Annotated in this window: 13 protein-coding genes; 7 read left to right on the top strand and 6 right to left on the bottom strand. The window is 56.8% G+C overall.

Features of this window, described 5'->3' with window-relative positions; translation table 11 throughout:
- Positions 1-37 precede the first annotated feature (37 nt).
- Complete coding sequence (locus KTE_RS08835) at positions 38-814, top strand: enoyl-CoA hydratase-related protein (RefSeq protein WP_201380313.1); 777 nt, start codon at positions 38-40, stop codon at positions 812-814.
- A gap of 29 nt (positions 815-843) precedes the next feature.
- Here KTE_RS08835 and KTE_RS08830 read toward each other — a convergent pair whose 3' ends face one another.
- The gene (locus tag KTE_RS08830; protein WP_201380311.1) at positions 844-1,488 is read right to left on the bottom strand and encodes a sigma-70 family RNA polymerase sigma factor; all 645 of its coding nucleotides are present in this window, start codon (positions 1,486-1,488) and stop codon (positions 844-846) included.
- Positions 1,489-1,766: 278 nt separating this feature from the next.
- Between KTE_RS08830 and KTE_RS08825 the strand changes: the two genes are divergently transcribed.
- Positions 1,767-2,540, top strand: a complete 774-nt coding sequence (locus KTE_RS08825; protein WP_201380309.1) for a 4'-phosphopantetheinyl transferase superfamily protein — start codon at positions 1,767-1,769, stop codon at positions 2,538-2,540.
- Between the two features lie 89 nt (positions 2,541-2,629).
- Here the strand turns inward: KTE_RS08825 and KTE_RS08820 are convergent, their stop codons facing one another.
- Complete coding sequence (locus KTE_RS08820; RefSeq protein WP_201380307.1) at positions 2,630-3,793, bottom strand: RNA-guided endonuclease TnpB family protein; 1,164 nt, start codon at positions 3,791-3,793, stop codon at positions 2,630-2,632.
- 661 nt (positions 3,794-4,454) lie between these two features.
- Between KTE_RS08820 and KTE_RS08815 the strand changes: the two genes are divergently transcribed.
- A complete protein-coding gene (locus KTE_RS08815) occupies positions 4,455-6,110 on the top strand; it encodes a M20/M25/M40 family metallo-hydrolase (RefSeq protein WP_201380305.1) in 1,656 nt (551 codons plus the stop codon).
- 333 nt (positions 6,111-6,443) lie between these two features.
- Here the strand turns inward: KTE_RS08815 and KTE_RS08810 are convergent, their stop codons facing one another.
- The 3 genes from KTE_RS08810 to KTE_RS08800 form a co-directional block, all read right to left on the bottom strand.
- On the bottom strand, positions 6,444-7,019 hold the full coding sequence (locus KTE_RS08810) for a GNAT family N-acetyltransferase (RefSeq protein ID WP_201380303.1): 576 nt from the start codon (positions 7,017-7,019) through the stop codon (positions 6,444-6,446).
- 236 nt (positions 7,020-7,255) lie between these two features.
- A complete protein-coding gene (locus tag KTE_RS08805) occupies positions 7,256-8,386 on the bottom strand; it encodes a hypothetical protein (protein WP_201380300.1) in 1,131 nt (376 codons plus the stop codon).
- Positions 8,383-8,940, bottom strand: coding sequence for an RNA polymerase sigma factor (locus tag KTE_RS08800; protein ID WP_201380298.1), 558 nt, complete (start codon positions 8,938-8,940; stop codon positions 8,383-8,385). Before KTE_RS08800 ends, KTE_RS08805 begins: the two co-directional genes overlap by 4 nt.
- A gap of 209 nt (positions 8,941-9,149) precedes the next feature.
- On the opposite strand from KTE_RS08800, the gene KTE_RS08795 reads away from it, so the two are divergent.
- Positions 9,150-9,443, top strand: coding sequence for a hypothetical protein (locus KTE_RS08795; protein ID WP_201380296.1), 294 nt, complete (start codon positions 9,150-9,152; stop codon positions 9,441-9,443).
- A gap of 68 nt (positions 9,444-9,511) precedes the next feature.
- Here the strand turns inward: KTE_RS08795 and KTE_RS08790 are convergent, their stop codons facing one another.
- Positions 9,512-10,066 (bottom strand): hypothetical protein, encoded by a 555-nt coding sequence (locus KTE_RS08790; RefSeq protein ID WP_201380295.1) that lies wholly within the window; start codon positions 10,064-10,066, stop codon positions 9,512-9,514.
- Between the two features lie 411 nt (positions 10,067-10,477).
- On the opposite strand from KTE_RS08790, the gene KTE_RS08785 reads away from it, so the two are divergent.
- The 3 genes from KTE_RS08785 (at position 10,478) to KTE_RS08775 (ending at position 23,587) form a co-directional block, all read left to right on the top strand.
- The gene (locus tag KTE_RS08785) at positions 10,478-13,759 is read left to right on the top strand and encodes a S41 family peptidase (protein WP_201380294.1); all 3,282 of its coding nucleotides are present in this window, start codon (positions 10,478-10,480) and stop codon (positions 13,757-13,759) included.
- A 652-nt stretch (positions 13,760-14,411) separates the two neighbouring features.
- Positions 14,412-19,652, top strand: a complete 5,241-nt coding sequence (locus KTE_RS08780; protein WP_201380293.1) for a type I polyketide synthase — start codon at positions 14,412-14,414, stop codon at positions 19,650-19,652.
- A gap of 56 nt (positions 19,653-19,708) precedes the next feature.
- A complete protein-coding gene (locus KTE_RS08775) occupies positions 19,709-23,587 on the top strand; it encodes a type I polyketide synthase (RefSeq protein ID WP_201380292.1) in 3,879 nt (1,292 codons plus the stop codon).
- Position 23,588: the final 1 nt, after the last annotated feature.

Here is a 23,588-nt window from a genome sequence, read left to right as displayed (position 1 = left end):
TAGGTGCTGAGGAGTATTATCAAGAGGAGGCGCTAAAATGAGCTATGAACTCATTGAGGTCGCGTACGAAGAACAGTTCGCGACCATTACCCTCAACAATCCAAAGCGGCGCAATGCCCTCTCCCTCAAATGTATGCAGGAGCTGACCACGGCCCTGCGGGAAGTGGGGGAAAGCCCGGCGCGTGGTGTCATCCTGGCCGCGAACGGCCCCGCCTTTAGCGCTGGCCATGACTTCGCCGATATGGCCGATGGCGACCTGGAGTCTATGCGCAAACTATTGCGGACCTGTACAACGATGATGAATACGCTTCAGGAGATTCCTCAGCCTGTGCTGGCGCGTGTGCATGCCATCGCGACCGCGGCTGGCTGCCAACTGGTGGCGAGTTGTGACCTGGCGGTGGCCTCGACGGAGGCCGCGTTCGCCACGCCGGGTGGTAGGGGGGGCTGGTTCTGCACGACACCTATGGTCGCGCTCAGTCGCAACGTCGGGCGCAAGCGTGCTCTGGAGATGCTGCTGACCGGCGATCCCATCGATGCGCAGACCGCCGCTGATTGGGGCCTGGTCAATCGCGTGGTGCTGCCTGAACAGTTAGAAGAGGAGTCGCTCCGCCTGCTAAGTGCTGCGACGCGGGGAAGCTTCTTCTCAAAGGCGCTCGGGAAACAGGCATTCTACGCCCAGATGGAGATGCCGCAACCGCTGGCCTACTCGTATGCTATGGAGGTCATGGCGGCCGCCTCGCAAATTCCTGATGCGCAGGAGGGCATGCGCGCCTTCCTGGAGAAGCGCAAACCCCAGTTTGATGAGCGGTCGTAGCCTCAAGCGTGGTCGCGTCGCATGAGCGATCACGCGACCACGAAGTAGCGACGCAGGCGTCTACGCGTAAAGGAGAGCGAGGCGCGCAGCCTGTTCTCATCGACCTTGTCACCGGGCCAGTTATAGCTGGCGATCTCTTTTCCAGCCAGCTTAAAGCTGCGCGCGAGCGACGTCGGGTCGTCGTGACGCTCTTTGAGCGAGCAGATCATTGCCTGTTGCTGGCGGTGTGGCAGCTGAATGACCAGGGTGATAAGTTTGCGCGTGCATTCTGCGATGGCCTCTTTCTGCTCAAAGATCGTGACCGGGTCCAGTATACTCTCGCTCTGGCTCAGGGGTGTGTAGTCCTGGCTGACTTCATTCTGCTCATCAACGGGCAGGGGGATGACCTCTTTATGTTGCTGGCGGATGCGATTGATGGCCTCGTTGTGGGCGATGCGCCTGATGTACGCCTTGAGATTATCCACCCTGGTCTTCTGGAGCGTTTGCCATAGCTTGACACGTGTCATCTGTGCGATCTCGTCGATCTCCATATCCAGGACCTCGGCTCGCGTGGCCGAGCGGATCACCGCCTGGCGCGCCAGGGTTAGGATGTAGCTATCGTAGTCTTCCAGGATGCGTTCAATCGTGTCTAGACCTATGCCCACGGACGTCTCGGGATTACTTAAGGTACGCATGCTCTTCTCCTTATATCGATGCTCCTCTATAGTCAGGATCGCGCGGTGTGCTTATGTGGATCTTTGATGGACAGGAATGCCTGGTGAGCCGTTATTCTCTGACCCTCAGGAGCGTGGCCAATGTGCGTTTTGTTTTCCCATGTAAATGATAGAATGGAGAGAACGCATTGAACACCGTGGATACGAGGCATACAGGGGACAAATAGAGGACATCTTCCACTTTCTTTGAAGACGTGTATTTGAAGATGTATCGTTTTTCATGAGAAGACAGTATGAATATGAATGCTCTTGTTTGGAAACAACCAGTTTCTCTGCCACCTATCACCCAGAATGAGGTACATATCTGGCGCGTACACCTGCCCCTGGTGCTCGCGCGCTACGCTGATCTCTGGCAGGTGCTCAACGAAGAGGAGCGCGAACGTGCCCGGCGCTTCCACTTTGAACGTGATCGGCAATGCTCTGTGACGGCTCGGGGTATCTTGCGCCTGCTGCTTGCCTGGTATGCCGCAGGTGAGGATGGGGCAGAACTGAAACCAGTGAGCCTGAACTTCCGCTATAATGCCTATGGCAAGCCAGAGCTACCGGGCGTGCGGCTGGCTTTTAACGTTAGTCACTCAGGTGCCATGATCCTCCTGGCGTTTAGCTCGCTTCAGCCTCTAGGTGTTGACGTGGAGCACATGCGTGCGCAGAGCGACCTGGAGAGCCTGGCCCGGCACTTTTTCGCTCCTGAAGAGTGTGCCGCGCTGCTGGCTCTGCCTGCCGAGCAGCGCGTTCAGGCTTTTTATAACTGCTGGACGCGCAAGGAGGCGTATATCAAGGCGCGTGGTCTGGGCCTCTCGTTGCCCCTGGACTCCTTCACTGTCTCGCTCAAGCCTGGCGAGCCAGCGGCCCTCCTCGCATGCACGGATGATAAGCGTACGCCAGCCGACTGGAGCCTCTTCGCGCTCGATCCAGGCCAGGAGTATGCAGGAGCGCTGGCTGTTTGCCCTGGCCCCAGCCCCTGCGTTGTACGCTGCTGGGATTGGCACGACGCTCTGCTCCGATTAATGTAGGAAAAGGTATGCAAGCATAGCTCTCCCACAGCTTTCGTTGTTGCTGCTTCATCCGTAGGTGCCTCAACGTAACCGGTACGTTTTTGGTCTTACCCCGCGTCCACAGCCAAGTTAACGTCTTCGTCCGAGCCAGTACCGGAGACGGCTTGATCAATCAGCCCGATCAAGCGTAAGGCTTCAGCAAGAATGCATAACGCGGCATTCTGGTCCCGGTCCTGTGGGAAAAGGTGATACGCACATGTGGGGTTCTGGCAGAGAAACACACGGTCCGACAACTGCATGGTTTCCCACTTCCAATCGCAACCATGGCAGCTTTTACTCGATGGAAAGAAGCGGTCCACTTTGATGACCTGCCCGCCTCGCTGCTCCATTTTGCTGCTCAGCAGAGAGAGCAATTTGCCGAACGCCGCATCCGAAAATGACCGAGCCAGCGTGCGATTTTTCAGCAACCCTTTGAGGTGGAGATCCTCAATGCCAATGATCCCATAACAGGTGGCGAGTCGCGTGGTCAGCTTGTGGAGCACATCATCGCGCAGGCAGGTAATCCGGTAGTGCAGCCGTGCCACCTGCCTACGCGCTTTCTCCCGGTTTTTTGAGCCCAGTTTCCGACGATGCAGGCGCTTGTTCGCCCGACGCAGTTTCCCCAAGGCGGTTTTGAGGAACGCTTGGTTCTCGATTCCCTCTCCCGTACTCAGGGTCGCCAGGCGGTTGAGTCCCACATCGATGCCGACAGCCGCCTGTTTCTTCGCCGCAATCTCATCTGGCATTTGCACCTGAATGGAGACAAACCACCACTCGGCTGTCTTGGTGATCCGTGCCCCTTTGACGCGGCCCTCAAACCGGAGCTTCTCGGCCATATTCACCCAGCCGAGCTTGGGGACCCAGATGCGGTGATCACCCAGTTCAAACTGATCATTGGCGAGATAGAAGCTCGGCTTGCTTCGCTTTTTGCTCTTGAACGTGGGGCGACGAGCACGGCCCTCAAAGAACGCGGTAAACGCCTTGCCCAAATCAAGAAACGGTTGGTCTGAAGCGTTTTTGGTGACCTCCCGGGTCCAGGGGAACTGCTCGCGCCTGATCGCATTGAACTGCTTCTTGAGTGTGAGGGCCGTGGGTTTCTCTCCGGCCTCATACTGCCGATTCCACTCGGCCAGTGCCCAGTTCCAGACAAAGCGTGCGGTTCCGGCGGTTTTAGCAAAGGAGATGGCTTGCTCCGGAGTGGGATGAAGTCTGATCTTATGGGCACGAATCATTGGTATTTCCCTTTGCACTACACCAAAACACGTTATACCTCTATATTAGAACATGTATTCTCCTGTGTCAATGGCAAAGAAATGTCTGCTTGGTGCCATCATCTGATGGCGTTCTCCTACCTTTTGGTAAACTGTTGGAGATTCTTTTAAAAGGTGGGCAAAGCGAATGGCGGACGACTCTCTCTCGTCCGCCATTCGCTTTGTTTGATTGGTAAGAGGATGAGGGTGGGTGGTCTATGCTGATCTGGTTAATCATCATAGTGCGACATAATGGGTATCCTTTCTGCTGGCGTTCGTGTTGTAAGGGGCGTGTAGGCTCGCCAGGCCCGCCACTTGCTGACGAGACCACGCGCCCCCGAGATACTGAAAACGGACAAGGATATGAGCAGTTGTCAGTACTTGAGTGGTTCATTACACGGACGCGCTACGAAACCGGGGGACGATGCATCATTTGCACTCTAGTTATACCGGAGAACTGATGCGCGCTGCGCTGTTTTCTTCCGTTCTCTTACTCGACGCTCTCTATAGGTGGAACTCGAAATGCGTCTCTTGTTGCGATGCAGTACGCATGTTTTCCCGTGATGGCGTCGCAAATTCTCTGGATGTTATGCTATTATCTTCTCTAAAAGCATCTGGGAATGCTCCCAATTGGAGGTAAGGCATGCAGCAGCTTGATTGGTTTGCAGACGTGAAGGCATATACCGAGCGGCTGGTGGTGATTCGTGGCGTCAGCCCTAGCGAAGAGGAGAACGTTGTTGCCAGTGAGATCCTGGCCTTGTTGCATAAAGATGGCCTGGAGTCGCTCTATACAGCGAGTGGCTTTGATCTGATCCAGGATGACCCTTATGGGCGCAAGAATGTCTATGCCTTCCTGCGTGGGCAGGGGCCGGAGACGCTGATCTTGCTGGGCCATTTTGACACTGTGGATACCGCCGATTATGGCGACCTGGAGCCGTTGGCCTTGCAACCTGCGGAACTGGCGCGACATATAGATGAGCTGCTCCCTCCTGATGTTACCCTGGAGGGTGAGCGGAGCGACTGGCTCTTTGGGCGAGGCGTTGGCGATATGAAGAGTGGCGTCGCCGTCAATATTGCCTTGATGCGCCACCTGGTCGCAAACAGTCACGAGAGTCCGCTCCCGTTTTCGGTCCTGATGCTAGCGACTCCTGACGAAGAGAACGAGTCTGCGGGCGTCTTGCAGGCGGTGCGTTTCCTGGTGCGCTGGCGCGAGGAGCAGCAATTGCGCTACCTGGGTGTACTCAATACCGATTATGCCTCCGCGCTCTACCCCGGTGACCCGCATCGCTATGTCTATGGCGGCACGGTTGGCAAGCTCCTGCCAAGCTTCCTCTGTATCGGGCGCGAATCGCATGTTGGCGCGCCCTTCGCCGGCCTGGATGCCAATCTGTTGATGGCCGAACTGATCCGCGATCTAAGCATGAATGACGAGCTATGTGATACGGGCAAGGGACAACGCACGGTTCCTCCGGTAACGCTCCACGCCACCGATCTCAAGCAGCACTATGATGTCCAACTCCCCTTCGCGGCCTATTTCTACCTCAACGTCCTGACGCTGACCAGTGGCCCTGAGGAGTTACTACAACGCCTGCGCCAGGTTGCTCAGACGGCGCTAGAACGGCTCTTGCAGCGCGTAGATGAGACAGAGCGTCGTTGGCGGAGAGCCACAAGCCAGTCCGAGCATATTGAGCCTCGGCGCGGCACCATTTTGAGTTATGCGGAGCTGTATGCGGAGACGGTGCGTCGCCTGGGCGAGGCGCGCGTGCGCCAGGCGCTCGACGAGGCCTGGCAGCAGTTGCCGCCAACTCTGGATAAGCGCGAGCGCTCGCTGCATCTCGTGCAGCGGCTCTGGTCGTTGAGCAACCTTCGCGGTCCCGCGGTCGTCATCTATTACGCGCCGCCTTACTATCCTCATGTCCCTGAGAGTGCGGGCCTCTTATCCGAGGCCATCGACGAGGTGGTGCATGCGCATCCTGAGCAGCACCTGGCGCGGCGCGAGTTCTTCCCGCTTCTCTCCGATATTAGTTACCTTCAGCTCGATGAGCAGATGGATATTACGGCCTTAACCGCCAATATGCCGATCTGGCGCGATGACGATGAGGTGTCACGCCCTGGTGCCTATAGCCTGCCGCTGGGCTTGATGCAGCAGCTACAGCTTCCTGTCTTCAACTGGGGTGTGCATGGGCGTGGTGCGCACCAGCGCGACGAGGCCGTCTTGATGTCCTACTCCTTTGGTGCCTTGCCCCAAATGCTCTACGAAGTCATTCAGGTCCTGGCTCAATGCCTGCGTAAAGCATAGAATTGGTTGTTGTCGTGAACTCAAGAAAGCTGTTGTGTAGAAAATGAAGAATGATGAATTTGAGAAGCGGACTCACCTTTCCTCAAAACAACGGTCTGGTCGAGGGGAAAGTAAACAAGCTCAAATTGATGAAACGGATGGGCTACGGCAGGGCAGGTTTTCCCCTCCTTCTCCAGCGTGTGCTCCACGCTTTGTAGGATGAAAAAGAGCTTTACACATGAAAAATTCGCATATGATAGTAAACAAACATGCTTCACCCAAATTAAGCAGATCCTTGCATGCCCATTTCACAGGCTGATTTGGCCCGCAGAATCGCACGGACGAACAACTCAATTAGGAGAACTTGTGAGCATGCTTCTCCTCAAATTCCTCTACCGTTAGCCCATAATTGAGTACGTCAAAGTATTGACCTTTGGTAAAAATAGCCCTGCGAATGCGTCCCTCCAATTGGAAACCAAGATGTTCATGCAGACCTATCGAATCTTCGTTGAAGCTGGCTACCTGAATAGTGACCTTCTGATAGCGTAATTCTTGAAAGAAATAGCGCAGCAGGAGCAAGATGACCTCGCTGGCATAACCTTTCCGTCGATGCTCTTTCGAGATGGCAAGCCCATACCCGAAATGCCCCACACGTGGATCGCGATCATGTGAGCCAATCCTGCCAACCACCTTGCCTTCGTTGTTCTCGATAAGAAAATTCCAATTGTTGCCCTCTTGCTTCCTCACTGCTGCTTCTTGCGTCCAGTGTTTCATCCGTTCTTGCGACCGCGGAAAAGAAAGAGGACCATCTTTTCTTTCTGACTCACTATCCTGATCCCAGATCCAGTAGTTTTCCCAGTCGCCAGGCTCATGGCTACGCAATCGCACCAGCTTGCCCTGCCAGATTGACGCTGATGTATCTAATTCCATTACAAGCCTTCCTTTCCTTGTTGAGCATGCGAGCGATGATACCATACGAGGAGCGGGACTGCAAGGGACTCTGCCCGCAATCAACCCTCCCTTTCCTGTCCCCCGTTGATAGGCAGGAAAGGGAGGGCCTGTGGTCCTGCTCTTGCAGAGGAGAAACAAAAAGGAGCAGAACAAGCACAGTACCATGCTCGTTCTGCTCCTTTTCACTTTCCCTTATAGGGCGAGGAGAGTCAGGTTCAGTTTACCGTGAAGGTAAACTGCCAGGAACCATTTGTCTCCTGAAAGCCCTTAACATGCTGACTATCTAGTTGACGGCCAGATATCTTCAAGGTCCAGGTTCCAGTCTGGTTCCGCAAATTCGCATTGAAGGCGCCGAAATCTTCCACACCGGGAGGAACAGAACCCATATATGCGTGGTAGGTATGACTTGCTACCGACAGCTCCCATACGGGAGAGAAAGACGCACCCTGAACGGTATAGTAAACACGGGTTTCGGTAGCCGTGATCACTACTCGGTTGAGCGTAATGGTGCGTCCATCCGAGGTCACGCTCTGATTGACCTGTACCGTCTTGCCTGCGTCAAAAGGCACCGTCTGGTCGAAATTGGCAGTCGAGTCAGTCGTAACAACACTGATATGCAGGCCCAATTGCTTAGGGCTCCCCTGAATGCTCGGCATGTTGAAGGAGGCAAGAACTGCAATCTGCCCTTTACTCGCTTCCCGCTTGGCTTCGACCAGAATCGCTTTGAGCGTTTGTCCATCAGAAAGCGTAATGGTTGGCAAATTTTGCGGATGCTTCGGATCATCAGGAGTATCATTAGCTGTAGTATCTATTTTGCCAGTAATGGTATAACCGAGCACAAGATGGTTGGCATCTGCATACACCTTTTGCAGCTTCACCGTGTCAGAACCAGCTTTTTGGGCCAGATTGAGATTAGTGAACAGATTGTAGCGCAGCGCTTGTTGGGTGACTGGCTGTTTTGTGCTCGTCAGCAGTTGTGAGAGCAGCACATCCGTGTTGGCCTGCGAAGCCATGGGACGGTTTGCCACGCGGGTCCGGGTCTGCGAAGAGCTGAACGCGATGGCCGTATAGGCCAGGCCGGAGACGAGCAGCAGTGCTCCCAGCATCAGTGAACAGGCAGCCACCAGGCGGGCCGGTGCTCGACGGGGCGCAGACGGTGAGGCGCTGGGCGCAGAGAACGCCGAGAGCCAGCGCTGCCACCAGGCCAGCCGCTGTTGCTGTGGAGTTTGCGTGGGCAAGCGATCAGCGATTTGCCGCCAGAGAGCGGAGGAAGGCGATGGCTCGCCCATCTCCTGCTGATAATGGCTGCGCAGCTGCTGTTCCAGATCTTGAACAGGCATATTCATAGAAAAAGCTTCTCCTTCTTGACTTGCAACAGTGTACGAAGGGCATTGGTCGCCCGATGCAGACGCGATTTTACCGTACCCAGAGGCAGAGAGGTTACTTCGGCTATCTCGCTTAGTTCCAGATCGGCAAAATAGCGCAGTTCCAGCACCCGCCGCTGATCGGCTGGGAGCATCCCCAGAGCCGCCTGGAGATCCACGGACATTTCTTGGCGCATAATCTGTTCGAGGGCATCCTCGATCTCACTCGGCAACAACAGCACATCTGGCTCAGTTTCCATGGACACTGTCATCGGAACGGAACGACGGAACGTCATTCGACAGCGATTAGCGACCACAGTCAGTAACCAGGAACGGAAGGTCTGGCGATTCTGGAGGCGTGGTAAGCCTCGCCAGACATCGATCCAGGCCTCCTGCAAGATATCCTCCACCAGCGTCGAGTTTCCGAGGAGAACACGAGCAGTGCGCCAGGTGAGTCCATGGTACTTCTCAACGATCTGTTGAAAAGCCCGAGAATCGCCTTTCTGCGCACGTAGAATGATGGTTTCGTCTATCACCTTGAACACTTTCTAAACTTATTAATTGGTCTGTGAGAAGCACTTCTCATTGAATAAAGATGCTCTCAGCAACAGAAAGGTTCCCAGGGCCAGGGCTTTTTGAAAGTCGAAAAGCAGAACAAAGAGGAATCTTGGGGCATGATGGAATTTGTAGCATATTGTGGCCAAACCTGGCGCAATATGCTTCAGAGAAGAGACGGCATGTGTAAATGGTAAATGCCACATTTCAAGTCATTTACCAGCTCTTTCAGCATGGCATCGACTACTACACTCTTCCTACCTGGCACAGTCGTGGCACTGGTCTGTATTGGGAATCATTTGAAAAGGTTGGCTATGATCCGGTGCAGGGGAGAGAGCAGGTCGGCATCAGGCGACGAATCAAAGTAGATGAAGAGTTGCCTGTGAAAGATGAATATAGAATGTTTATTCAGCGCTTTCTGGATGCTTATCAGGAATATCAAGCCAGTGAGCGGAGCATTAAGCGGTCTTACTCAGCTACATAAGAGTTTTCTTGAGCCTACATTATACAGTCAGGAAAGCCTCAGCTTTCCTGACTGTATAATTGCCTATTCTATGCCTGGGCATTATTTTTCATCGAGAGCTGCCCCGTTCCTTGTTTGCGGGCTTTTCGTTTGTTGGTAAGTGCGAGCACTCCGCCAGCAATCGTGACAAGCATAAAGAAGATGGTGAGCAGAGAGCCTATTCCCAGGCTAACGGCTGCCTGCATCTGCGCCGGGTAGACTCCCTGGATGCGGAGTATGACCAGGAAATAGGACCAGAGGTAGAGGACCAGGCTGGCGATGCCAAGCGTCGTAATGATCTCGCCCGCCCAGCGTGAGTGATAGACCTCTTCAGATGTATTGGACTTGGTGTTTTGTGTCAGCGTGTAGAGCGCGATACCAATGATGGCGAGCAGGAGGAGCACGCTGAGCCAGACCACGCCCAGGGGGAGAGTAAACCATGCGCCATTGCTGGTAAAGTCTCCAGCCGTGATGGTAATGCCCCGCTGGCTGCCCGCCATTTGATAAGTAATGGCGCCAAAGGGCAGGAAGAGAAAGGTGAAGGCGGCGATGAGCGCGCCAAGGCTGGCGATAAGATAACTGCGAGACTCAGGTCGTGTAAACATCGGGGGAGAGTCCTTTCTGAATAATGATGAGATAGATGGATCGCGTCTTTTGTATCGGTAAGCAAGCCCCTGTCAAGCCCCTGTATTATAGAGAATCGTTCTTGAAAGTTCAAACCTCGCGCCTGCGGCGCTCAGGGTTATGGGATAGGGCTATGTGGCGCTGGGCGAACGCCCAGTGTCACGTACCCATATCCCATGACCCAAGGCAAGCTTGCGAGCCGAGAGGGAGGCCTGGAAAGCAGCATGGTACACGTTGGAACAGAGGGTATGGCTGTGATACAATGTGCACGGTTCTACCTGCGCACCATTCTCTTTGACCGCAGCTTTCTCTCCTGGTGCTTCTGCGGGCATGCCCAATATTGATAAGTGTGCATAAGTCGGATAGGTGTGCATAAGTTGGAAGGAGGCCGTATGCCAGTTCAAGGATATATTCGCTATCCCCACATTTTTCAAGACCAGATTGTGTTTGTGACTGAAGATGATTTATGGGTTGTGCGTGACGATGGTGGGCGGGCCGAACGCTGGACCGCCGGCGTCGGCGAGGTCAGCCATCCGCGTTTCTCCCCCGATGGCAAGTTTCTCGCCTTTGTGGGCCGCGAGGAGGGTCCCAGCGAGGTCTATGTGATGCCTGCGACGGGCGAATCCGCGCGTCGCCTGACGTTCCAGGGAGCCACCTGCCGCGTGCTTGGCTGGTCGCCTGATGGTCGCGAGATCCTCTATGCCAGTAACGCCGGACAGTTTACGCCTCGCTTCCAGACAATCTTTGCGATTTCGCCCGAGGGTGGCCTGCCACGCGCTCTCTCGTATGGTATGGCGAATGCTACTTCTTATGGCTCACAAGGCGGTGTCGTCCTGGGGCGCAATATTCGTGAACCTGCATACTGGAAGCGCTACCGTGGCGGCACGGTTGGGCATCTCTGGTGCGATGTGGAGGGCGATGGTACCTTCAAACGCCTGCTCGCCCTCGATGGCAATCTCGCTGATCCCTGCTGGGTTGGTGAGCGTATCTATTTCCTGTCGGACCATGAGGGCGTCGGCAACATCTATTCCTGTACGCCTGCTGGTGAGGATCTGCGCAGACACACCACTCATCATGATTTCTATGCGCGCAGCCTGGCAAGCGACGGCCAGCGCCTGGTCTATCACGCGGGAGCTGATCTCTACCTGTTTGATCCCCAAACGGAGGAGACGCGCCAGGTGAGTGTGCAGATGCCAAGTATGCGTACTCAGCGCAATCGCAAGTTCGCTACAGCTAGCCATTACCTGGATACCTATGCTCTGCATCCCCAGGGCTATGCCGCTGCCTTTACAACGCGCGGCAAGGCCTTTACGATGGGAAACTGGGAGGGATCGGTCCTCCAGCATGGTGAGCCAGACGGTGTGCGTTATCGCTTCCTGGAGTGGCTGAATGATGGTCAGCGCCTGGTTGCGGTCAGCGACGCCACGGGCGAGGAACGCCTGGTAATCTTCAATCCTGAAGATGCGAGCGAGCCACGCGTATTAGCTGAGGCTGAGTTTGGTCGCGCGGTGAATTTAGCCGTCTCCCCAACCGATGACGTGGTGGCGATCACCAATCATCGTCAGGAATTGCTCGTGGTCGACCTGGAGACTGGTAGCTTGCGTGTGCTTGATCGCAGTGAGTATGCGCGTATCGCGGGCATCTCCTGGTCACCGGATGGCAAGTGGCTGGCGTACGGCTTCGCCATCTCGGGCCAGAAAACCGCCATCAAGCTCTGTGAGCTGGAGAGTGGCGCCACACACCAGGTGACCGATCCCATTCTGGAGGATGTCTCCCCTGCCTTTGATCCCGAGGGGAAGTTCCTCTACTTTATCGGTGCTCGCCACTTTACGCCCCAGCACGATAGCCACCAGTTTGAGTATAGTTTCCCCCGTGGCTCTAAGCCTTATGCGATCATGCTTAAACGTGACCAGCGTTCACCCTTCATTCCCGAGCCCAAGGCCCCTGGCGAGAAAGAGTCATCCGCGAACGCAAAGTCCGAGGAGAATGGCTCGACGCCAGACGGCAAGGCGCAGGAGAATGGCACGCTGAACGAGAAAAGCAATGGCGAGAAGGCCAAAGAGGGCGAGGAGAAGAAACCAATCACCATTGACCTGGAAGGGATTCGTGAGCGCGTGCTACCCTTCCCCGTGGGTGAGGGACGCTATACCGCCATTCGTGGCATCAAAGGCAAGGCCCTCTTCTCTTCCTGGCCAATGGAGAACACCATTCCCGATGAGCCGGACCACGCCCATCCCAAGGGTATTATTGAGAGTTACGACTTCGAGAACTACAAGACAGAGAAAATTCTAGAGGGCGTGGGCGGATTCGACCTCTCGCGTGACGCGAAAACGTTGATCTACCGCTCGCACCATCGCATGCGCGTGGTAAAAGCAGGTGAGAAGCCTAAGACGGAGAATGGCGCCTCCAATCGTGAGACTGGCTGGTTGGACCTGAACCGCATCAAGGTCTCTGTTCTGCCCGCCGCTGAGTGGCGCCAGATGTTCGCCGAGGCCTGGCGTTTGCAACGTGAGCAGTTCTGGAACGAGGATATGTCTGGTATCGACTGGCAGGCTGTGTATGAGCAGTACGCGCCCCTGGTCGAGCGTGTCAGTTCTCGCTCAGAGCTCTCGGATCTCTTCTGGGAGCTGCAAGGCGAGCTGGGTACCTCCCATTCCTATGAGATGGGGGGCGAGTATCGCAAAGCGCCTCACTATCACCAGGGTTTCCTGGGCGTTGACTGGTCGTATGACGCGGAGAAGCAGCGCTATCTCATTACGCGCATTGTCAAGGGGGACACCGCCAATAACCATGAGACCTCACCGCTGACCTTGCCGGGGCTGGAGGTCGCAGTTGGCGATGCCGTCCTGGCGATCAATGGTCAGCGCGTGAGCTCTGAGCGCACGCCGCAGGAACTGCTCGTGAACCAGGCCCGGCACGAGGTGCAGTTGACCATAGAGGATGCGGAGACGCAGGAGATCCGTACCGTTACTGTGAAGACCTTGCGTAGCGAGTATCCTGCGCGCTATCGCGAATGGGTGGAGGAGAACCGCCGCCGTGTCCATGAACTGTCAGATGGCAAGGTCGGCTATATCCATATTCCCGATATGGGTACACATGGCTTCTCCGAGTTCCACCGTAGCTTCCTGGCGGAGTATGACGCTCCCGGCTTGCTAGTGGATGTACGCTGGAATGGTGGCGGCAACGTCTCTGGCCTGCTCTTAGAGAAGCTGGCGCGTCGTCGCATTGGCTATGACTTCCAGCGCTGGGGACAGCCAGATCCCTATCCCCAGACCTCCCCTCGTGGCCCCATGGTGGCCCTGACAAACGAGCATGCTGGCTCCGATGGTGACATCTTCAGCCATAGTTTTAAGTTGATGGGGCTTGGCCCATTGCTAGGCAAACGTACCTGGGGAGGCGTGATTGGTATTCATCCTCGTCACCGCCTGGTCGACAATACCGTGACGACCCAGGCCGAGTTCTCCTTCTGGTTCAAGGATGTGGGCTGGAATGTCGAGAACTATGGCACCGATCCCGATATCGAGGTGGATATCGCGCCTCAAGACTTTGCCCGGCAGGAAGATCCGCAGCTTGAGCGCGCGGTATCTGAAGTGCTGCGCGTGATCGACGAGTTCGAGACGCTCGAACCCCAGCCCGGTGAGCGCCCCCGTTTAAGCCGTTCTCTACAGCTTTAATAGAGCTTATAGCAGGACGCAAATACTCCTGACCGACGCTACTGAAGTACGCGTCTACATATTATGGTAAGACCTTCTCCATACCGGAATATGTAGACGCGTACTTCAGTAGCGTCGTGCCATACTGGCTCCTCCCTTTCCCTCTCTATATAAAAGCGCGACGCGATGGCAGAGGTTTTTCTTATACCCAAAATAAAGGAGCGAAACGGCGTTTTTTTGGTGGTAGGATGTGGTACACTGAAGAACAACAAAGCACTATTACGCTTCAAGAATCACAGTGCAAATACCTGTTTCTTGTGTATTGGCACTGTTGACCTGTCCGTGATACGATTATAACATTGTTGCTAGTATTGCCATTTTTGGCTATATATATTATATATAGCGTTTACCTATTTTTGCCTTCTAGAGTTGGCTGCATACGCTTTACACGAGTAGTGAAAAGTATGCACTATACACCGAAGGCGAACAACATGATCGGTCGCCAGGCTTGTCTGGCGCAAGCAAGAAAGGGGGCCTGCCTGTTCCTGATCTTTTCGCTCAAGAGCTTTGTACCCCTAACTCAGACGAAGCGTGAAACGTGTTCTTATTGCTTATATTCCTAGTATAGTAGCAAGAAGTCAGGAGTTGTCTTCTTGCCAGGAAGCATTAAACCTTGAGTAAACGTATTTCAATTTCAACGCTGGATATTGCCAACTGGGTTGATTTGCTTCAATGGAGAGTCGAGCATCAGCCTGAGCAGCGGGTCTATTCATTCCTTGCCGATGGGGAGAACGAGAAGGGGCATTTTACCCACGCCGATCTTGATCTCTACGCCCGAACAATTGGTTCACTCCTCCAATCCCATGCCGCGAGTGGAGCGCGTGCCTTATTGATCTATCCCTCTGGACTGGAGTTTATCGCCGCATTCTTTGGTTGCCTCTATAGTGGAATTATCGCTGTTCCAGTCTATCCTCCGTCCGCCACTCGCTCCGACCGCACCCTTTCCAAGTTCCGGGCCATTGCCCAGAATGTACAACCCGCTGTCATTTTGACCACTACCGCCCTCTCCGCCCGCGTCCAGGGCCTGTTAGATCAGTCGCCAGAATTGCAGCATATTCCTGTGATCTCGACTGACACCCTATCAACCGATCTGGCTCAACAGTGGTCAAAGCCTTCGGTAAATGGCGAGACGCTGGCCTTCTTCCAGTATACCTCTGGCTCGACTGGCCTGCCCAAAGGCGTGATGGTTACGCATGATAATCTGCTCCAGAACTCTGTGCTGGTTGAGCAGTATTGTCAGCATCCCGACGATGCGCATGGTGTCACCTGGCTGCCCCTCTACCATGATCTTGGTCTGATTGGCGGCATCTTGCAGCCGCTCTACGCGGGCTATGCGTCGACAATCATGTCGCCAGCCGCCTTCTTACAGCGCCCCATTCGCTGGCTGCGGGCTGTGTCTCAGTATAAGGCCACGATCAGTGGTGCCCCTAACTTCGCCTATGACCTCTGTGTCAGCAAAATTTCTGACGAGCAGAAGGCCACGCTCGATCTCAGTCACTGGGAGATCGTCGCCAATGGCGCGGAACCGGTACGCTCTGAGTCTATGGAGCGTTTCGCCGAGGCCTTTGCCTCCACTGGTTTCCGACGCAATTATTTCTATCCTTGCTATGGCCTGGCTGAGGCGACACTGGTGGCCTCGGCTGGACGCAAGGGAGTTTACCCGCTGGTGCGCTCCTTCTCGGGCGCGGCCCTGGAGCAAAACCAGGCTCAGGAAGTGGCGTCTGAGGAGAAACATAGCCGCACCCTGGTCAGTATCGGCAATAGCCTACCTATGCAGCGCCTCCTGATTGTGGACCCTGAAACCTTCACTGAGCTACCGCCTGAGCGCGTTGGTGAGATCTGGATCTCTGGTCCTAGTGTGGCTCAGGGCTACTGGCAGCGTCCGGAGGAGACGGCACAGGTTTTTCAGGCCCATCTCGCCAATGGCGAAGGCCCCTTCCTGCGTACCGGTGACCTGGCCTTTATGCATGAAGATGAGCTCTTTATCACTGGCCGTTTGAAGGATCTGATCATTATTCGTGGCAGCAACCATTATCCCCAGGATATTGAGAAGACGGTTGAACACGCACACCCGGCCATGCGTACCAATGGTAGCGCGGCCTTCTCATTGGAGGCCGCGGGCGAGGAGCGCCTGGTGATCGTGACTGAGATCGAGCGCCAGTATCTCAAAAAAGATCCCGCAGAGATCTTTACCACACTGCGCCAGGCTATTGCCGAAGGCCATGATCTCCAGGTCTATGAGATTGTGTTGCTCAAAACTGGTACTCTGCCCAAGACCTCCAGCGGGAAGGTGCAACGCCGAACCACACGTGAGAGCCTGCTCGCGAATGAACTCGACATCGTGGCACGTTGGACGCTGGAACTGCCATCAGAGGCTCCCCAGGTGAGCGAGACTGCTCCTGAAGTTTCCGAGACGTGCGAGACCGAGCCTCTCTCGGCTCCCACAAAACGTGCTGTGGAGATCGAGGCCTGGCTGCGTACTCAGGTGGCCTCACTGCTTGACCTCCGTCCTGAGGTGGTCGATGCCCAGACACCCTTTGCGCAGTACGGCATGGATTCTGTGCATGCCGTGACCCTCTCGGCGGACCTGGGGGATTGGTTAGGGCGTGAACTCTCACCAACCGTGGCCTATGACTATCCCAATATCGCGGCCCTGGCCCGGCACCTGGCGGGAGATGAGAAGCCCCAGGCGCGTGAAGAGGCCCAGCTTGCCGAGACACGCGAGTATGCACAGGAACCCATCGCGATTGTGGGTCTTGGCTGCCGCTTCCCCGGTGCGGAAGGGCCTGCTGACTTCTGGCAACTCTTACGCGAGGGTGTCGATGGGATCTCCGAGGTGCCAGCCTCGCGCTGGAACGTCGACGAGTACTATGTGGCGGAACGCGCCGTTCCTGGCAAGATGAATACGCGCTGGGGAGGCTTTCTCAAAGAGGTCGACAAGTTTGACCCTTATTTCTTTGGTATCTCGCCGCGCGAGGCGACCGCTATGGACCCCCAGCAGCGTATCCTGCTTGAGGTGGCCTGGGAGGCCCTGGAAAACGCTGGTATTCCCGCCGAGCGCCTGGCAAACACCCAGACAGGTGTCTTTGTGGGTGTAAGCAGCAACGACTACGCGCGCCTGCAATTTAGCGATCCCACTTTGCTGGATGCTTATACCGGTACTGGTAACGCGCATAGTATTGTGGCAAACCGCCTCTCGTACCTGCTGGACCTGCGTGGACCCAGTATGGCCATCGATACGGCCTGCTCATCGTCGCTGGTGGCGGTGCACCTGGCCTGTCAGAGCCTGCGTACTGGCGAGTCCGAAGTGGCCCTGGCGGTGGGCGTCAACCTGATTCTCACGCCTGAACTGACCATTACATTCTCGCAGGCGCATATGATGTCCGAGCATGGGCGCTGTCGTACCTTTGATAACGCGGCGGATGGCTATGTCCGTGGTGAGGGCTGTGGCGTCGTTGTGCTCAAGCCGCTCTCGGCGGCCCAGCGCGATGGCGATAACATTCTGGCCTTGATTCGCGGTTCAGCGGTCAACCAGGATGGTCGCAGCAATGGCCTGACCGCGCCAAATGGCCCCTCGCAGGAGGCCGTCATTCGCCAGGCCCTGCGCAACGCGGGCGTCACGCCTGGTCAGATCAATTATATCGAAACGCATGGATCGAGCACGCCCCTGGGTGACCCCATCGAGGTCGACTCGCTCAAAAATGTGTTGATGGAGCAGCGAACCGGAGACCAGCCGTGTATTATTGGATCGGTCAAGACCAACATTGGACATTTGGAGGCCGCGGCAGGCATCGCTGGCCTGATCAAGACTGTGCTGAGCCTGCATCATGGCGAGATCCCGCCGCATCTGCACTTCCAGCAACTGAACGAGCATATCTCGTTTAAGGGCACGACGTTTGCTATCCCGACGCAGCGTACACCCTGGCCGGAGGCGCAGCAACGCCTGGCTGGTGTAAGCGCCTTTGGCTTTGGGGGCACCAATGTGCATGTGGTGCTGGAGGGCGCTCCCGCCCAGGAGCCTGCGGCCAATGCCGTTGAGCGTGGCGCGCATATTCTGCCCCTCTCAGCGCGCAATGAGCGCGCCCTGAAAGAACTGGCTGGAAGCTATGCTACCTTCTTGAAAGAGGAGTCCGCTACTTCGCTGGCGGATATCTGTTATACTGCCGCGACGGGGCGTATGCATTTTGCCCAACGCCTGGCCCTGGTAGCTACCTCTCGTGAGCAACTCCGCGCGCAGCTTTCAGCCTTTGCCGCGGGCCAAGCCATCACGGATGGTGCGACCGGTCGCGTAGCACAGGGCAGCCGTCCACAGATTGTCTTCCTCTTTACGGGCCAGGGATCACAGTATGTGGGCATGGCGCGTTCTCTCTATGAGACGCAGCCTACCTTCCGCGCAGCACTGGAGCGCTGTGACCAGATCTTAGGAGAGTATCTCTCGCAGCCGCTGCTCTCGGTGCTCTATCCAGAAGAGGAAGGCTCCTCGCCGCTGGATGAGACCGCCTTTACGCAGCCCGCGCTCTTCGCCCTTGAGTACGCGCTCGCCGAACTGTGGCGCTCCTGGGGCATCTTACCTGATGTCGTCATGGGGCATAGCGTGGGTGAATACGTCGCCGCCTGTGTCGCGGGCGCCTTGAGCCTGGAGGATGGCTTGAAGCTGATTGCGACGCGTGGCCGCCTGATGCAGGAGCTGCCCGAACGTGGTCAGATGGTGGTCGTCTTTGCCGCCCCTGAACGGCTTGAGTCGTATTTAGAGCTGTACCGCGAGCAGGTCTCTATTGCGGCCATCAATGGCCCCTCCAATACGGTGCTCTCCGGTCGGAGCGAGGCGCTTGCAGCCATTGTTGCTCGCCTGGAGCAGGACGGCTTGAAGACGCATCCTATGATAGTCTCGCATGCCTTCCACTCGCCAGTGATGGAGCCAATGCTTGACGCCTTTGAGCGTGTCGCGGGCGAGGTCCATGCCAGTCCGCTACGTATCCCGCTGGTGAGTAACCTGACGGGCGAGCTCCTACCAGTTGGCGAGGTGCTTGATGCTGGCTACTGGCGACGGCATGTGCGCGGTGCCGTGCAGTTTAACGCTGGAATGCAGACCCTGGCGGCTCAGGGCTATACGCTCTTTCTGGAACTGGGACCGAATGCGGTGCTTGGCAATATGGGTAAACGCTGCATTCCAGAGACAGAGGCAATCTGGCTGACCTCGTTGCGCAAGGGGCAAGATGATTGGCGCATGTTGGCTCAGAGTGTTGCGGCGCTCTATACGCAGGGCGCGGCCATCGATTGGAGCGGTTTCGAAGGCGACTATACGCGCCAGCGCGTTCCGCTGCCTACCTACCCCTTTGAGCGTGAGCGTTTCTGGCTGGAGCTTCCCGCCAGTCGTCCAGCCCAGCAGGCACCAGCATCTGAGCCAGTTGTTGCGCAAGAAGCGTTTCTGGCGGGACATCCCCTGCTCCGTGCGCATACTGAGCTGGTTTATCCAGCTGGCACGCATGTCTGGGAGAGTGTCCTGGACCCACGCAGCCTGTCTTTCCTGAGCGGACACCGCATCCAGGGGGCGATAGCGGCTCCGGTCTCGCTCTACATTGAGATGGCCCTGGCTGCCGCACTTGAAGCCTTTGGCGCAGGTCCACATACCCTGGCCGAGATCGAGCTCAAGAAGCTGTTGATTGTGCCAGAGCAGGGAGCGCAAAAGGTTCAGGTGGTGCTCTCCGCCACGGCGCCAGAGCAGGCCGTGTTCCATGTCTATAGTCATGCCGCCGGTCTCCCCAATCAACCTCGTCAGGACTGGACACTACACGCGTCTGGCAAGATCGCCAGCGCGGTTGAACGACCAGTTGCTGAGGCTGTGACCAGGTAAGTTGAACAGGAAGGATGTTCCACCCTCCTTTTTCTTTAAAGGATAATGTGGCGCTTATGAATAGACAGAGTCACAACCAGGGGATTACGTTTGGTCTCATCTTCTTTGCTAGTAGCGAGACGACCCATGACCACGACAAATACCGCCTGGTTATCGAAAGCACAAAATATGCGGACAGCCACGACTTCTCATCGGTGTGGATCCCTGAGCGGCACTTCACCCGTGATGGCTGGCTGTATCCCAATCCTGCCATTTTGCAGGCAGCATTAGCGCGTGAGACCCGGCAGATTCAACTGCGCGCCGGCAGCGTCGTGCTGCCGCTGCACAATCCACTCCGCGTCGCTGAGGAGTGGGCGATGGTCGACAATCTTTCTGGGGGTCGTGTGGGTCTCTCCATTGCCTCGGGCTGGCATCCTAATGACTTCGCACTCTTCCCCGATCATTATGAGCGGCGCAACGAGGTGATGTACGAAGGCATCGAGACGGTGCGTAAGCTCTGGCGCGGCGAGTCCGTGCAGGTCAAGGGTGGCGATGGCAAGATGGTCGATATTCGCACCTATCCCACGCCTATCCAGCCCGAGATTCCTATCTGGGTGACCGCCGCGGGCAATCCTAAAACCTTCGCCAAAGCGGGTGAGATTGGCGCCAATCTCCTGACGCATATGTATAACCAGAGCGTCGAGGAGTTGGGCGAGAAGATCAAGATCTATCGCGACGCACGCGCCGCTCATGGCTATGACCCGCAGACTGGGCAAGTCTCGGTCATGCTGCATACCTTCATCGCGGAGAGCGAGCAGGCCGTCAATGACCTGGCCAAGGGTCCCTTCTGCGATTATCTGCGCTCGGCGGCCTACCTTCTGAACGCCGTTGCCTATAGCCGTGGGCAACAGGTTGACTTGGCGACGCTCTCTGAGGAGGACGTCAACGAGTATCTGAGTTTTGTCTTTGAGCGCATGATCTCGACGCAGCGTGTGCTCTTTGGCACGCCCGAGAGCTGTCTCCCCCTGGTGCGCCAATTGCGGGCGGTAGGGGTCAACGAGATTGCCTGTCAGCTCGATTTTGGTATAGAGACCGAAGTCGTAATGGCGAGCATGCCCCATCTCAATCGCCTGCGTGAGCTCAGCGCCGAGGAAGAGCCTCAAGGGCCAGAGCCCAGCTCATACACTCTTGATTCCTTTGCGCCTTCCATGCCTGAGCAAAGCAATGGGCCTGCTTTTAATGGCAACTCACAGCCGAATGGTCATCATGGTGCTGTATATACCGAGGCAAGCGATGAGAGCTTGCAGGCAGTTCAGCAGCGCTGTCAGGAGGAGGTCGTGCTTGATGCCTTCTATCAGCGCCTGGAGCAGCATGGTATTGAGTTGGATGAAGACTATCGCAGCATCCGTCAACTCTGGCGGCGCGATGGTGAGGCGTTGGGGCGCGTTAGCCTCTCACCTGCCTTCGAGAGTGAGCGTGAGCGTTACCAGGTGCATCCCGCCCTGCTCGATTCATGTCTCCAGGTCCTCACCTCTGCGCTTCCCCAATCCCTTGGCGCGGGTGAGGGTGTGCTGTACCTTCCCGTGGGTTTGCAGAGCTTCAAGATGCACGAACGTCCCGGCAAGATTGCCTGGAGCCATGCGACCCTGGATCAGCAGATTCGCCCGGATGCGACAACCCTGGAGGGCCATGTACGTGTCTTCTCCGAGGATGGACGTCTGCTGATAGAGGCGAAGGGTATCCAGCTCCAGCGCTCGACACCTTTGGCACCGCCCGCGCCCGAGGTCGATCTCTCCTCCTGGCTGTATGAGTTGCGCTGGGAGAAGCAGAGCTTCGCTCCTGGCGAGCAGACAGACTGGCCCAAGGAGCGTTCTGGCACCTGGTTGATCTTCGCGGATCGCCAGGGCGTGGGCCAGCGCCTGGCACAATACTTGCAGGCGCGAGGCCAGCAGTGCGCGCTTGTCCAGGCGGGTAGCCACTATGGCGAGCTTGGCTCGGGCCGTTACCAGGTTCAACCCGCGCAATTGAACGATGTACAGCGCGTTATCAGTCGCGTTCAAGAGACCTTTGCGACCCCGCTGCGGGGCGTAGTGCATCTCTGGAGTCTAGACTCGATGCCAAGCGGGCAGACAACTGCGCAGACGCTTGAGCGCGATCTCGCGCTGAGCACGACCTCGGCGTTGGGCGTGATGCAATCCCTGGCACAGAATACGAGCGCGCAACTCCCGCGCCTCTGGCTGGTCACGCGCGACGCCCAGGCCGTGACCTCCGATAATGCCGCGCTGGCGGTGGCGCAGTCTCCGCTCTGGGGCCTGGGGCGCACCTGCGCGATGGAGCATCCCGAAATCTGGGGGGCGCTTATCGACCTCTCTAGCCAGGAGGGCATTGAGGAGGGCGCGCAGCAGCTCTATGCGAGCCTGCTTGACACCAGTCGCGAGGACCAGGTAGCCTTCCGCCAGGGCGAGCGCTATGTCGCGCGCATGGTGCATAGCCACGACTTTGTCGCGCGCGACCTGCATATTCGTGCGCAGGGTAGCTATCTGGTGACTGGAGGCCTCTGGGGCCTGGGTTTTGAGGTTGCGCGCTGGCTGGCACAGAAGGGCGCACGTTCGCTTATTCTCGCTGGGCGCACCCAGGTACCGCCGCGCTCCGAATGGGATCGTATCCCGACTACGGATCGCCTGGCGAGCCTCGTTCGCGGCATTCGCGAGCTAGAGGCCGAGGGCGTGACGGTTCACTGTGTTCAGCTCGACGTGACGGACGAGGCGCAGCTTCGTGCCTTCCTGGCCGATCACATGCGCCAGGGCCATCCTCCCATCAAGGGTATTCTGCATGCCGCCTCTGTCTGGCAGGATGCGCTGGGACAGCCCCTGGTCAAACCGCTGATCAACCTGGATGCATCCGCCCTGGACGCGGTCTTCCGCCCCAAGGTCATCGGGAGCTGGCTCCTGCATACACTCTTTCAGGAGAGCCGCCTGGACTTCTTTGTCTCGTTCTCGTCGGGTGCCTCGCTCTTCGGCTCCGCAGCCCAGGGTAACTACGCGGCGGCGGGCGCCTTTATGGATAGCCTGGCGCATTACCAGCGCGCACAGGGCCTGCCCGCCATCAGTATCGACTGGGGCGCAGTCTCCGAGATTGGCTTTGGCGCGACCGCCGAAGGCCAGCGCGTGCATGAGTACTGGGAGAGCCATGGCATTCAGCGTATCTCGCCTCGTGATGTCCTGGCCGCCCTCGAACTGCTCATCCCGCAACAGGCCGCCCAGGTTGGCGTGCTAAAGCTCGACTGGCAACTCTTGCGCGAGTTCTATCCTCAGATCGCGGCCCTACCGCTGGTCTCCTACCTTGTTGAGGATACAAGCGAGCAGTTAGCACCGCAGACGCCGACATCGACGGGGAGTGGGATTGATGCCATCCTGCGTGCCACTGGCTCTGAGCGCCTGTCGTTGCTAGAGCAGTATCTAAGCGAGCAGGTCGCGGCAGTGCTGCGTGTTCCGGCTGAGCGTCTGGATGGCGATCAGCCACTCACAACCCTGGGCCTGGATTCGCTAATGGCGATTGAACTGAAGAACCGTATTGAGCAGGCGCTGGGGGTGCGCGTTCCGATTGTCACATTCCTCCAGGGGCCAAGCATCGCGCAGTTCGCGAGCCAGCTCCTTGAGCAGTTGCCCACTGTGACCACGGTAGCCGTGGAAGCACCTTCTCAGCCGGAGGAGGTGCTTAACCAGGACCAGGCTCAGCAGTTGCTGGATCAGCTCGACGAGCTCTCCGATCAGGATGTAGATGCCTTGTTGCAACAAATGCTTGCGGAACAGGGTGAGCAACCAGCCGCAGCCCAGGCTCAGGATGCTGGTAAGATGAGTCCGCAGGAAGCGGCCGCGCTCCTGACTCAGCTCGATCAGTTGCCCGAAGATGAAATAGACTCCTTGCTCAAACAAATGGTACAGGGAGAGGAATAAA

The organism is Ktedonobacter sp. SOSP1-85 (genome assembly GCF_016587415.1).
Lineage (GTDB): Bacteria > Chloroflexota > Ktedonobacteria > Ktedonobacterales > Ktedonobacteraceae > Ktedonobacter.
The sequence above is the reverse complement of the archived record's forward strand: the minus strand, read 5'-3'. Positions and strand labels throughout refer to the sequence as shown.